Raw genomic sequence first — 12,338 nt, forward strand, 5'->3', positions numbered from 1 at the left:
CCTTGATCTGCGGTCCGCTAACCGTTTTTTGAGGGTCGCCTGACATGGAGCGTCTGATACGCTTTTTTGCCGCTTTGACCCGTTGGGGCCTGGGCCTGTGCGCGTTGTTGCTGGTATTGGCGGCGGTGTACGTGAGCCTGGGGCGCGAACTCACCCCGCTGGTGGCCGAATACCGCGCCGAAGTCGAGGCCAAAGCCCAGGCTGCGCTGGATACGCCGCTGCATATCGGTAGCCTTGAAGGCCGCTGGAGCGGGTTTGCCCCGGTATTGCTGGCCCACGACGTCATGGTCGGCGAGGGCAGCAGTGCCTTGCGCCTGGACCAGGTGCAAGTGGTGCCGGATATGTGGGCCAGCCTGTTGGCCCGCGAAGTGCGTATCGCCCATCTGCAAGTCAGTGGCTTGCAACTGAGTGTCAAGGAAGACCAGGACGGCCGCTGGACCCTGCAAGGCTTGCCGGTGCATGACGACCAGCCGTTGGACCCGCAACAGCTGCTGACGCGCATGCAAATGGTCAAGCGCGTGTCGGTGCTGGACAGCCAGGTGACTCTGCAACCCTTCGACCAGGCACCAGTGACCGTGACCTATGTGGGCCTGAGCCTGCATACCGGCATGAGCCAGCAGCGTCTGGACGCTCGCCTGACATTGCCCGATGGCCAACCGTTGGCGCTCAGCCTGCGTAGCCGCATTCGCGCCAGCCAGTGGCAAGACGCTGAGGTCGATGCCTACCTGAGCCTGCCGCAAAGCGACTGGGCCAAGTGGATTCCCGCCAGGCTGACCCAGCAGTGGAAGCTGACGCAATTGAAGGCCGGCGGCGAGTTTTGGCTCAGTTGGGCCAAAGGCACGGTGCAAAGCGTGGCGGTACGCCTCAATTCGCCCCAAGTGAAGGGCAGCTACGCCGACCGTAAGCCGGTGCACCTTGAAAACCTGGCCCTGACCGCCTACCTGCAGCGCAGTGACGCTGGCCTCAAGGTGCTGTTTGATTCCCTGGCGATGAACATTGGCGAAACCCGTTGGGAGTCGCGCCTGCAATTGCAGCAAAGCCTGGCGACCGACAAGGAACAGGAAGTGTGGAAATTGCAGGCCGACCGTCTCGACCTGACCCCCATTACCCCGTTGCTCAACGCCTTGGCGCCGCTGCCGGACGGTTTCGCCAAGGTCGTCGAACATCTCAAAGCCACTGGCCTGTTACGCAATGTGCTGGTGGACTTCCGACCGCAAGACACCACCGACCGAAAACTCAGTTTTGCCGCCAACCTGGAGCGTGTCGGCTTCGATGCCTACTTCGGCGCGCCGGCCGCACGCAATGTGTCCGGCAGTATCAGTGGCGACCTGGGCCAGGGTGAGTTGCGCATGGACAGCAAAGACTTTTCCTTGCATCTGTATCCGATCTTCGCCAAACCTTGGCAGTACATCCAGGCCAATGCGCGCCTGACCTGGAAACTGGACAAACAAGGCTTCACTCTCATCGCCCCGTATATCAAGGTACTGGGCGAGGAAGGCAAGGTGGCGGCGGACTTCCTGATTCGCCTGCATTTCGACCACAGCCAGGAAGACTACATGGACCTGCGGGTCGGCATGGTCGATGGCGATGGCCGTTTCACCCCCAAGTACCTACCCGCGGTGTTGAGCCCGGCGCTGGATGAATGGCTGCGCACGGCGATCCTCAAGGGCGCGGTGGACGAAGGCTTCTTCCAGTACCAGGGTTCGCTCAGCCACAATGCGCTGCCCGCGTCGCGCAATATCAGCCTGTTCTTCAAGGTGCATGATGCCGAGCTCGCCTTCCAGCCGGGCTGGCCTCATGTGAACAAGGTCAATGGCGAAGTGTTTGTCGAGGAGAGCGGCGTACGCATTCTGGCGAGCAAGGGCCAGTTGCTCGACACCCAGGTCAAGGATGTCTACGTCAATATCCCCCACGCCCCAGCGGGCGGGGACAGTCATCTGCTGCTCACGGGCGGGTTCTCCGGCGGTTTGGGCGACGGCCTGAAGATCCTTCAAGAAGCCCCTATCGGCACGGCGTCTACGTTCGCCGGCTGGAAAGGCGAGGGCGACCTGCAAGGTAGCCTGGACCTGGACGTACCGCTGGCCAAAGGCACTGAGCCCAAGATCGTGGTGGACTTCAAGACCGACAAGGCGCGCCTGCAATTGGCCGAGCCGCCGCTGGACCTGACCCAGCTCAAGGGTGATTTTCGCTTCGACAGCGCCAAGGGCCTGAGCGGGCAGAAGATCTCGGCCCAGGCGTTCGACCGCCCCATCACGGCGCAGATCTTTGCCGAAGGCAAACCGGGCAATATCAGCACGCGGGTGACTGCCACTGGCCAGGTTACCGTCAAGCGCCTTACGGACTGGTTGAAAATCAGCCAGCCGTTGCCGGTCTCCGGCGATATTCCGTACCAGTTGCAAGTGATCCTCGACGGGGCGGACAGCCAGTTGATGGTCAACTCCAACCTCAAGGGTGTCGCGGTGGAACTGCCGGCGCCGTTCGGCATGCCCGCCAGCCAGGGGCGTGACAGCACCTTTCGCATGACCTTGCAGGGTGCTGAGCGCCGTTACTGGTTTGATTACGGCGAGTTGGCGAATTTCACTTTTGCCGCGCCGCCGGACAAGTTCAATGATGGCCGCGGCGAACTGTTCCTCGGCGACGGTGATGCCATGTTGCCCGGTGCCAAGGGCCTGCGCATTCGTGGCGTGCTGTCGGAACTGGATATCGATCCCTGGAAGAAACTTGTGGATCGCTACGCGGGCAACGATCCAGGTGGCAATGCCAAGCAACTGCTCAGCGGTGCGGACTTCAAGGTGGGCAAACTCACCGGGTTTGGTACCCAGTTTGACCAGGTCAGCTTGCAGCTTGATCGCAAGCCAGCGGCCTGGGGCCTGCAACTCGATAGCCAGCAAGCCAAGGGCGCAGTGAACCTGCCGGACGCCAAAGGCGCGCCGATTGCGGTCAACCTCAAGTATGTGAAATTGCCTGCGCCAGACCCGACCGCGCAGGCGGACGAAAACGCGCCGGACCCGCTGGCCGATATCGACCCAAAAAGCATTCCGGCGCTGGATATTGGCGTCGACCAGCTGTTCCAGGGCTCGGACCTGATCGGGGCCTGGTCGCTGAGGATCCGCCCCACCGCCAAGGGCCTAGCCTTCAATAACCTCGACCTTGGCCTCAAGGGCATGCTGCTCAAAGGCGCTGGGGGTTGGGAAGGTGCGCCAGGCGCCAGCAGCAGTTGGTACAAGGGCCGCCTCGATGGGCGCAACATTGCCGACGTGCTCAAGGGCTGGGGTTTTGCGCCTACGGTGACCAGCGAAGACTTTCATCTGGACGTGGATGGCCGCTGGCCGGGGTCGCCGGCCTGGGTCGGGCCCAAGCGGTTTTCCGGTAGTCTGGATGCCGCGTTCCGTAAAGGTCAGTTCGTCGAAGTGGAGGGCGGTGCCCAGGCATTGCGAGTGTTTGGCCTGCTTAACTTCAACTCCATTGGCCGGCGTTTGCGTTTGGACTTTTCCGACTTGTTCGGCAAGGGCTTGAGCTACGACCGGGTCAAAGGCTTGTTGGCCGCCAGTAATGGCGTGTTCGTGACCCGCGAGCCCATCACCATGACCGGGCCTTCCACCAACCTGGAGCTTAACGGCACCCTGGATCTGGTGGCCGATCGCGTCGACGCCAAATTGCTGGTCACCTTGCCTGTGACCAACAACCTGCCGATTGCGGCGCTGATTGTCGGTGCGCCGGCCATTGGTGGTGCGCTGTTTTTGATCGACAAGCTGATCGGTGACCGGGTTTCGCGCTTCGCCAGTGTGCAATACAAGGTGCAAGGTCCCTGGAAGGATCCAAAAATCACCTTCGACAAGCCATTTGAAAAGCCAAACTGAGAGCCTGTGGAGTAGCATGGCCCCATGCCCTGTATGGAGTGTCGGCCCATGTCCTTTGCGGTAATTCAAATGGTCAGCCAGAGTGACGTGCTGGCCAACCTCGCCCAGGCGCGTCGCCTGCTGGAGCAGGCGGCGGCCGATGGTGCGAAACTCGCGGTGCTGCCAGAGAATTTCGCCGCCATGGGGCGCCGCGACCTGGCCGACATTGGCCGCGCCGAGGCGTTGGGCCAAGGGCCTGTGCTGCCCTGGTTGAAACAGGCCGCCCGCGACCTCACCTTATGGATAGTGGCCGGCACATTGCCGCTGCCGCCCAAGGACCAGCCCCACGCCAAACCCAATGCTTGCTCGCTGCTGATCAATGATCAGGGTGAAATCGTCGCTCGCTACGACAAACTCCATCTGTTTGATGTGGACGTGGCGGATGCTCGCGGTCGTTATCGCGAATCTGACGACTATGCTTTCGGTAACCATGTGGTGGTGGCGGACACGCCGGTGGGCCGTGTGGGGTTGACGGTGTGTTACGACCTGCGTTTCCCCGAGCTGTACAGCGAGTTACGTGCGGCGGGGGTTGAACTGATTACCGCGCCCTCGGCCTTCACGGCGGTGACCGGGGCTGCACACTGGGATGTGCTGATTCGCGCACGTGCCATCGAAACCCAGTGCTACCTGCTGGCAGCCGCCCAAGGCGGTGTGCACCCAGGCCCACGGGAAACGTTTGGCCACGCGGCGATTGTCGACCCTTGGGGCCGAGTGCTGGCGCAACAGGATCAAGGCGAAGCGGTGTTACTGGCCGAACGCGATAGCAGTGAACAGGCGTCGATACGGGCGCGCATGCCGGTGGCCAATCACCGGCGCTTTTTCTCGCAGGGCGCGCAGCGGCCTGCTTCAGAACGATGAATTTAAGGCCAAACCTATGAGCGAGTTGTTGTCCTCAGTCAGTGATCACCTCCTGGCACCCGGTGGCGTGACCATCGAAAGCCTGCAAGCCGTGCTCGGCGATCTGGCCGGACCGGGTATCGATGCGGCTGACCTGTATTTCCAGGGGCAGATTTCCGAGTCCTGGGCGTTGGAAGATGGGATCGTCAAGGAAGGCAGTTTCAACCTTGACCAGGGCGTAGGCGTTCGCGCGCAATCGGGTGAGAAAACCGGCTTTGCCTACAGCAATGCGATCACCCTGGAGGCCCTGGGCCTGGCGGCGCGTGCCGCCCGTTCGATCTCCCGTGCCGGGCAGAATGGCACGGTGCAGGCGTTCAGTACCCAGGACGTGGCGCAGTTGTATGCGCCGGATAACCCCTTGGAAGTGATCAGTCGTGCGGAAAAGGTCGAGCTGCTCAAGCGTATCGACGCAGCCACCCGTGCCCTGGACCCGCGTATCCAGCAAGTGACCGTGAGCATGGCTGGCGTGTGGGAGCGCATCCTCGTGGCGTCCACCGACGGTGGGCTGGCGGCGGATGTACGGCCGCTGGTGCGTTTCAATGTGAGTGTGATCGTCGAACAGAACGGGCGCCGCGAGCGCGGCGGACATGGCGGCGGCGGGCGCACCGACTACCGTTATTTCCTTGCTGACGACCGTGCCATGGGCTATGCCCGTGAGGCGCTGCGCCAGGCATTGGTCAACCTGGAAGCGATTCCGGCGCCGGCCGGCACCTTGCCGGTGGTGCTGGGTTCGGGTTGGTCTGGCGTGTTGCTCCACGAAGCCGTGGGCCATGGCCTGGAAGGCGATTTCAACCGCAAGGGCAGTTCCGCCTACAGCGGGCGCATGGGCGAAATGGTTGCGTCCAAGCTGTGCACCATTGTCGATGACGGCACCCTGGCCGGCCGTCGTGGTTCGCTGAGTGTCGATGACGAAGGCACACCGACCGAATGCACCACCCTGATCGAGAACGGCGTGCTCAAGGGCTACATGCAAGACAAGCTCAACGCCCGCCTGATGGGCGTGGCGCGCACCGGTAACGGCCGTCGTGAATCCTATGCGCATCTACCAATGCCGCGCATGACCAACACCTACATGCTCGGTGGTCAAAGCGATCCGGCAGAAATCATTGCCTCGGTAAAACGCGGTATCTACTGCGCCAACCTCGGCGGCGGCCAGGTGGATATCACCAGCGGCAAGTTCGTGTTCTCCACCAGCGAGGCGTACCTGATCGAAGACGGCAAGATTACCGCGCCGGTCAAAGGGGCGACGCTGATTGGTAACGGGCCGGAAGCCATGAGCAAGGTGTCGATGGTCGGTAACGACCTGTCGCTGGACAGCGGTGTGGGCACATGCGGAAAGGATGGGCAGTCGGTGCCGGTAGGTGTCGGCCAGCCAACGTTGAAAATTGATGCGATTACCGTGGGTGGCACGGGATCGTAGGAGCCGGAGCTTCGGGTGGCGAAGACCGCCACCCGGGGAAGAGGATCAGCGCAGACCGCGTTGAGTCTCGTCCAGCTCACGGATGTACTTGAAGATTTTACGGCTGGTGGCCGGCGCCTTGTTATGCGCCAGCTCGTGCTGGGCCTGACGGATCAGGGAGCGCAATTGCTGGCGGTCCGCGTCCGGGTAGTCCAGTACGAATTTCTCCAGCACCGCGTCATCGCCCGAGATCAGGCGGTCACGCCAACGTTCCAGGTTGTGGAAGCGTTCGTTGTACTGGCGAGTGGAGGCATCGGTTTGATCGAGCAAAGTCAGAATGGCGTCAATGTCTTGGTCGCGCATCAGTTTGCCGATAAACGAGATGTGCCGTTTACGCGCGATATTCGCGGTGTGCTTGGGCGCATCGGCCAGGGCCCGACGCATTTCGTCGGTCAGTGGCAGTTTGGCAACCAAATCTTTTTTGAGCGTTGTAAGGCGCTCGCCAAGGTCAACCAGAGCATGCAGCTCACGTTTGACCTGGGTTTTGCTTTTCTCCCCATCGAGGGAGTCGTCGTAAGAATCAACCATGGTGGCAGTCCGCAAAGAAACGCCGCCATGATAACCAGTCGGGGGCCGCTTGTCCGGCCCGGTCGCTCGATGGCCTTAACCGAAAGCAGAATTTGAGTGGAGAAAACCATGAGTGCAGCCCAAAGCGTCGGTCCACAAGCGTTACCGGCACTGCAGGAACAAGTCGAGCAGATCCTTGCCGAAGCCAAGCGCCAGGGGGCCAGCGCCTGTGAAGTGGCGGTATCGCTGGAGCAAGGGTTGTCGACTTCGGTGCGCCAGCGTGAAGTGGAAACGGTTGAATTCAATCGCGACCAAGGGTTTGGCATTACCTTGTATGCAGGCCAGCGCAAAGGCTCGGCCAGCACCTCGGCCAGTGGTCCGGAGGCGATTCGCGAGACCGTCGCCGCAGCACTGGCGATTGCCAAGCACACCTCCGAGGATGAAAGCTCGGGCCTGGCCGACAAGGCGCTGATGGCCAAGGATGTGCAGGATTTCGACCTGTTCCATGCCTGGGATATCACCCCTGAGCAAGCCATCGAGCTGGCGCTGACCTGCGAAGCGGCAGCCTTCGATGCCGATGCCCGCATCAAGAATGCGGACGGCACCACCTTGAGCACCCATCAGGGTTGCCGCATCTACGGCAACAGCCATGGTTTTATCGGTGGTTATGCCTCCACGCGTCACAGCCTCAGTTGCGTGATGATCGCCGAAGCCAATGGGCAGATGCAGCGTGATTACTGGTACGACGTAAACCGCCAAGGCGATTTACTGGCAGACCCTGCAAGCATTGGCCAGCGTGCGGCGCAACGGGCTGCGAGCCGCCTGGGCGCGCGCCCGGTGCCGACCTGCGAAGTGCCTGTGCTGTTTTCCGCAGAGCTGGCCGGTGGTTTATTCGGCAGCTTCCTGGGCGCGATTTCCGGTGGCAACCTGTATCGCAAGTCTTCGTTCCTGGAAGGCGCCATCGGCCAGAAGCTGTTCCCTGAGTGGCTGACCATTGACGAGCGCCCGCATCTGATGCGCGCGATGGGCAGTTCGTCGTTCGACGGCGATGGCCTGGCGACCTATGCCAAGCCGTTTGTCGAGCAGGGTGAGCTGGTGTCCTATGTGCTGGGCACTTATGCCGGTCGCAAGCTGGGCCTGCCAAGCACCGCTAACGCGGGCGGCGTGCATAACCTGTTCGTGACCCACGGTGATGAAGACCAGGCGGCGTTGTTGCGGCGGATGGGGCGTGGGTTGCTGGTGACTGAATTGATGGGCCATGGCCTGAACATGGTCACCGGTGACTACTCGCGCGGTGCGGCGGGCTTCTGGGTGGAGAATGGCGAGATTCAGTTCGCCGTCCAGGAAGTGACCATCGCCGGCAATATGCGCGATATGTTCAAGCAGATCGTTGCCGTGGGTAACGACCTGGAACTGCGCAGCAATATTCGCACGGGTTCGGTGCTTATCGAACGCATGACGGTCGCTGGCAGCTAATCCCTCCCGCACGTCCTGAAAGGCGCGCCATCGCAAAGATGGCGCGCCTTTTTTATTGCCTTGTCACAGCAGGATTAATGGGCTGCTCTTGTTTTGATTCTCAATATCATTTAATAATAAATATCATTACCGAATGAGTGTGGCTCATGAGTTCTGTCCTGCATGAGGATCCCTATCTGGAAAGCTGGCGTTGGATGAGCCGCCAGATTCGCTGTGGTCTGGATCCCAATGAACCCCGCCTGATTGAGCACTACCTGAACGAAGGTAGGTATCTGGCGTGTTGCACCGCAACCCATCCGTGGACGATCGCTGAAACCTCATTTCGTTTGTTGATCGACACCGCCGCTGATGTCGCCCTGCCCTGGCATTGGCGCTCCCTGTGCCTGGACCAAGCCTGGCGGCCACTGCGCGACCTGGAAAAACTCTCCCACTGTGCCTGCCGCCTCAAGCGCTGGCAGACCTTTGCCTGGCAATTGGCGAGCTGCGAATTACTGCCTTCGATTTCCGTTTCTGACTTGGTGCAAGGATCTAATGATGAGTAACACCCGTATCGAACGCGACAGCATGGGCGAACTGCATGTGCCGCAAGAAGCTTTGTATGGCGCACAAACACAGCGTGCGGTGAACAACTTTCCCGTCAGTCATCAACCCATGCCGGCGCAATTCATCCGCGCCCTGATCCTGGCCAAGACAGCCGCGGCCAAGGTCAACGTCGAGCTCAAGCAAATCAGTGAAGGGCAGGGCAAGGCCATTGTCGATGCCGCCCAAGGCTTGCTGGAAGGCGACTACATGCAGCACTTCCCGGTGGATATCTTCCAGACCGGCTCCGGCACCAGCTCCAACATGAACGCCAATGAAGTGATCGCGACCCTTGCCAGCCGTTTGCTGGGCGAGGCGGTCAACCCCAACGATCATGTGAATTGCGGCCAGAGCAGCAACGACATCATCCCCACCACCATCCACGTCAGTGCCGCGTTGGTGCTGCACGAGCAAACGTTGCCGGCGCTGCTGCATCTGGTGCAAGTCATCGAGCAAAAAGCCGAGGCGGTTCATCCGTTCATCAAGACCGGCCGTACGCATTTGATGGACGCCATGCCGGTGCGCATGAGCCAGGTGCTGAACGGCTGGGCGCAGCAACTCAAGGCCAATATCGGTCACTTGCAGGACCTGCTACCGGCGCTGCAAGCATTGGCTCAGGGCGGCACGGCGGTCGGTACCGGGATCAACGCACACCCCGAGTTTGCCGGGCGCTTCAGCCAGCAGCTGAGCCTTTTGACCGGGGTGAAGTTCACGCCCGGTAAAAACCTGTTTGCGCTGATTGGCTCCCAGGATACCGCCGTTGCAGTCTCTGGCCAGTTGAAAACCACGGCGGTGTCGCTGATGAAGATCGCCAATGACCTGCGCTGGATGAACTCCGGGCCATTGGCCGGCCTGGGTGAAATCGAACTGGAGGCGCTGCAGCCAGGCTCTTCGATCATGCCGGGCAAGGTCAACCCGGTCATTCCGGAAGCGACCGCCATGGTAGCCGCCCAGGTTATTGGCAATGACACAGTGATCACAGTGGCCGGCCAATCGGGCAACTTCGAGCTGAATGTGATGCTGCCGATCATTGCCCAAAACCTGCTCAGCAGCCTGGAGTTGCTGGCCAATGCCAGCCGGTTGCTGGCGGACAAGGCCATTGCCAGCTTCAAGGTCAATGAGCCCAAGCTCAAGGAAGCGCTGTCGCGCAATCCGATCCTGGTCACCGCACTTAACCCGATCATCGGCTACCAGAAAGCCGCTGAAATCGCCAAGAAGGCGTATCAGCAAGGCCGCCCGGTGATCGATGTCGCCCTCGAACACACCGACCTGCCTCGCAGCCAACTGGAAGTCCTGCTGGACCCGGAAAAGCTCACCGCCGGCGGTGTGTAATCAACGACCCTGCTTTGGAGGCTCACCATGGAGCACTGGAAACGCACGATCGAACGGGCCAATCGCTGCTTTATGGCAGGTGAGCTGGTTGACGCTCGCGAGGCCTATCTGCAAGCCCTGGCCCTGGCCCAAGTGTTGTTCGAACGCTGGGCGGATGCCGACGAAGCAGTGGCGGCCTGTGTCATTTCCCATCACAACCTGGCGGACCTGCACTTGCGCCTGAACCAGCCTGAGGAAAGCGCGGAATACCTCTGCGCTATCCATCAGCGCCTCTTACAGACCATGCAGGACCCACGCCTCAGCCCGTCATTGCGCGAGGCCGCGTTGCGCCAGAGCAGCAAGACCTACGTCGAGCTGCTGAATTTCATCAGCGATCACGGCGAATACCCACGTACTCATCGTCTGCTGGGCGGTGCTGCGACGCCAACGTCCACGTCCCACTTTGGAGCACATTGATATGACCTATACCTTGCCGGCCTTGCCTTACGCCTACGACGCCCTCGAGCCGCATATCGACGCGCAAACCATGGAAATTCACTACACCAAACACCATCAGACCTACATCAATAACCTCAATGCCGCGGTCGAGGGCACTGAGTTCGCCGGCTGGCCGGTGGAGAGGCTGGTGTCCAGCGTCCAAACATTGCCGGAGAAATTACGTGCTGCCGTGGTCAACCAAGGAGGCGGGCATGCGAACCACTCGTTGTTCTGGGCAGTCATGTCACCGACAGGGGGCGGCAAACCCGAGGGCGCGCTGGGCAGGGCTATCGACGAGCAATTGGGTGGTTTCGACAGCTTCAAGGAGGCGTTCACCAAGGCGGCGTTGACGCGTTTCGGTAGTGGCTGGGCCTGGTTGAGTGTTACGCCGCAGAAAACGCTGGTGGTGGAAAGCAGCGGCAACCAGGACAGCCCGCTGATGAGCGGCAATACACCGGTCCTGGGCCTGGACGTTTGGGAGCACGCCTACTACTTGCAATATCAAAACCGACGACCTGAGTACATCAATGCATTTTACAGCGTCATCAACTGGCCGGAAGTTGCCGCGCGCTATCAGGCGGCCTTGGCCTGACACTCACTCCATAACAAGATCTAAGGCCGACTATGGGCACTCAAACACTGGCGATCGGTAGCGTACGAATGTTTCGTTATGCGTTTGGCACGCTGCTGCTATTGGCAGGTACTGCGTTATTGGTGGCCCATGGGCTGGCCTGGTTGAACCTGGAGCCGCGCATCCTGCGCGCTTTGCAGGGTGGAGCGATCTGCGCGCTGGGCACGGCGCTGGGCGCGGTGCCGGTGTTGGTGATTCGGCGCATGCCGATGGCGCTGAGCGATACCCTGCTGGGCTTTGGTGCCGGTGTGATGCTGGCGGCGACCGCTTTTTCCCTGGTCGTGCCGGGTATCGCCGCCGCTGAAAGCCTGGGGCTTTCACCTTGGGGCGCCGGTGGCTTGATCAGCTTCGGCATCATGCTTGGGGCGTTCGGCCTGTACCTCGTAGACCGCAAGGTTTCTGGCGCTAGCCCGGAAATGCTGGTGGGTACACCGGATAAACCGGTTATCCCGCCGCGTATTTGGTTATTCGTGTTTGCCATCATTGCGCACAACATTCCGGAAGGCATGGCTGTAGGTGTTTCCGCGGGCGGAGGCATGGCGGATGCCGACAGCCTCGCCATGGGCATTGCCTTGCAGGATGTACCTGAAGGGCTAGTGATTGCGTTGGTATTGGCTGGGGCCGGAATGTCGCGGATCAAAGCTTTCCTGATTGGCGCTGCATCGGGCTTGGTTGAACCGGTATTTGCGGTGCTCTGCGCATGGCTGGTGAGCCTTGCCGAAGTGTTGTTGCCGCTGGGTTTGGCGCTGGCCGCCGGGGCAATGTTGCTGGTAGTGACTCATGAAGTCATCCCCGAATCGCGCCGCAATGGCCATGAAAAGCTCGCCAGCCTTGGGCTGTGCCTCGGGTTTTGCCTGATGATGGTGATGGATACGGCGTTGGGCTAAGGGTGGTTCCCTGTAGGAGCGAGCTTGCTCGCTCCTATGTATGGACTCGCCCCCACTTTCAACCCGCTTTTCAAACATTGGTACCCGGTTGCATCTATGTATCAGGCCTATCCGAGGAAGCTCCAAACAGCTTCTGGCCAACATTGGATCAGCTCGCGATCTGCCCATTACAAAAAGGCCTCAAGGGCCGGTAG

At 60.8% G+C, this 12,338-nt stretch carries 10 protein-coding genes; 9 read left to right on the plus strand and 1 reads right to left on the minus strand.

What is annotated here, in order from left to right; genetic code table 11:
- Nucleotides 1-44: 44 nt before the first annotated feature.
- The 3 genes from GIV35_RS04290 to tldD are packed head-to-tail and all read left to right on the plus strand — an operon-like array spanning nucleotide 45 to nucleotide 6,216.
- A complete protein-coding gene (locus tag GIV35_RS04290) occupies nucleotides 45-3,860 on the plus strand; it encodes a YhdP family protein (protein WP_223023449.1) in 3,816 nt (1,271 codons plus the stop codon).
- A 48-nt stretch (nucleotides 3,861-3,908) separates the two neighbouring features.
- On the plus strand, nucleotides 3,909-4,757 hold the full coding sequence (locus GIV35_RS04295) for a carbon-nitrogen hydrolase family protein (protein ID WP_105225781.1): 849 nt from the start codon (nucleotides 3,909-3,911) through the stop codon (nucleotides 4,755-4,757).
- Between the two features lie 16 nt (nucleotides 4,758-4,773).
- Complete coding sequence (tldD, locus tag GIV35_RS04300; RefSeq protein ID WP_034126304.1) at nucleotides 4,774-6,216, plus strand: metalloprotease TldD; 1,443 nt, start codon at nucleotides 4,774-4,776, stop codon at nucleotides 6,214-6,216.
- A 45-nt stretch (nucleotides 6,217-6,261) separates the two neighbouring features.
- On the opposite strand, the gene yjgA is transcribed toward tldD, so the two are convergent.
- Nucleotides 6,262-6,783: a ribosome biogenesis factor YjgA gene (gene yjgA, locus GIV35_RS04305; protein ID WP_003188568.1), complete on the minus strand. Its 522-nt coding sequence runs from the start codon at nucleotides 6,781-6,783 to the stop codon at nucleotides 6,262-6,264.
- Nucleotides 6,784-6,891: 108 nt separating this feature from the next.
- Here yjgA and pmbA point away from each other — a divergent pair, with 108 nt between their 5' ends.
- The 6 genes from pmbA to GIV35_RS04335 all read left to right on the plus strand — a co-directional run bounded on the left by pmbA (nucleotide 6,892) and on the right by GIV35_RS04335 (nucleotide 12,144).
- On the plus strand, nucleotides 6,892-8,238 hold the full coding sequence (gene pmbA, locus GIV35_RS04310; RefSeq protein ID WP_223023450.1) for a metalloprotease PmbA: 1,347 nt from the start codon (nucleotides 6,892-6,894) through the stop codon (nucleotides 8,236-8,238).
- Between the two features lie 146 nt (nucleotides 8,239-8,384).
- Entirely contained in the window at nucleotides 8,385-8,780 is a 396-nt protein-coding gene (locus GIV35_RS04315) for a hypothetical protein (protein WP_003188570.1), read from the plus strand.
- Complete coding sequence (locus tag GIV35_RS04320; RefSeq protein ID WP_213152970.1) at nucleotides 8,773-10,149, plus strand: class II fumarate hydratase; 1,377 nt, start codon at nucleotides 8,773-8,775, stop codon at nucleotides 10,147-10,149. Before GIV35_RS04315 ends, GIV35_RS04320 begins: the two co-directional genes overlap by 8 nt.
- 27 nt (nucleotides 10,150-10,176) lie before the next feature.
- Nucleotides 10,177-10,605, plus strand: a complete 429-nt coding sequence (locus GIV35_RS04325) for a hypothetical protein (RefSeq protein WP_089041373.1) — start codon at nucleotides 10,177-10,179, stop codon at nucleotides 10,603-10,605.
- Between the two features lies 1 nt (nucleotide 10,606).
- Entirely contained in the window at nucleotides 10,607-11,218 is a 612-nt protein-coding gene (locus tag GIV35_RS04330) for a superoxide dismutase (RefSeq protein WP_236265015.1), read from the plus strand.
- A 32-nt stretch (nucleotides 11,219-11,250) separates the two neighbouring features.
- Complete coding sequence (locus GIV35_RS04335) at nucleotides 11,251-12,144, plus strand: ZIP family metal transporter (protein ID WP_116667154.1); 894 nt, start codon at nucleotides 11,251-11,253, stop codon at nucleotides 12,142-12,144.
- Nucleotides 12,145-12,338: the final 194 nt, after the last annotated feature.

The sequence above is a fragment of the Pseudomonas sp. PA-1-6B genome, from assembly GCF_021609545.1.
GTDB lineage: Bacteria > Pseudomonadota > Gammaproteobacteria > Pseudomonadales > Pseudomonadaceae > Aquipseudomonas > Aquipseudomonas fluorescens_BV.

What these genes read in the sequence shown, in the direction of transcription:
- GIV35_RS04320 (WP_213152970.1), top strand. Translation starts at nt 8,773, where the DNA reads ATGAGTAACACCCGTATCGAACGCGACAGCATGGGCGAACTGCATGTG.
- GIV35_RS04330 (WP_236265015.1), top strand. Translation starts at nt 10,607, where the DNA reads ATGACCTATACCTTGCCGGCCTTGCCTTACGCCTACGACGCCCTCGAG.
- GIV35_RS04315 (WP_003188570.1), top strand. Translation starts at nt 8,385, where the DNA reads ATGAGTTCTGTCCTGCATGAGGATCCCTATCTGGAAAGCTGGCGTTGG.
- GIV35_RS04290 (WP_223023449.1), top strand. Translation starts at nt 45, where the DNA reads ATGGAGCGTCTGATACGCTTTTTTGCCGCTTTGACCCGTTGGGGCCTG.
- tldD (WP_034126304.1), top strand. Translation starts at nt 4,774, where the DNA reads ATGAGCGAGTTGTTGTCCTCAGTCAGTGATCACCTCCTGGCACCCGGT.
- GIV35_RS04325 (WP_089041373.1), top strand. Translation starts at nt 10,177, where the DNA reads ATGGAGCACTGGAAACGCACGATCGAACGGGCCAATCGCTGCTTTATG.
- yjgA (WP_003188568.1), bottom strand. Translation starts at nt 6,783, where the DNA reads ATGGTTGATTCTTACGACGACTCCCTCGATGGGGAGAAAAGCAAAACC.
- pmbA (WP_223023450.1), top strand. Translation starts at nt 6,892, where the DNA reads ATGAGTGCAGCCCAAAGCGTCGGTCCACAAGCGTTACCGGCACTGCAG.
- GIV35_RS04295 (WP_105225781.1), top strand. Translation starts at nt 3,909, where the DNA reads ATGTCCTTTGCGGTAATTCAAATGGTCAGCCAGAGTGACGTGCTGGCC.
- GIV35_RS04335 (WP_116667154.1), top strand. Translation starts at nt 11,251, where the DNA reads ATGGGCACTCAAACACTGGCGATCGGTAGCGTACGAATGTTTCGTTAT.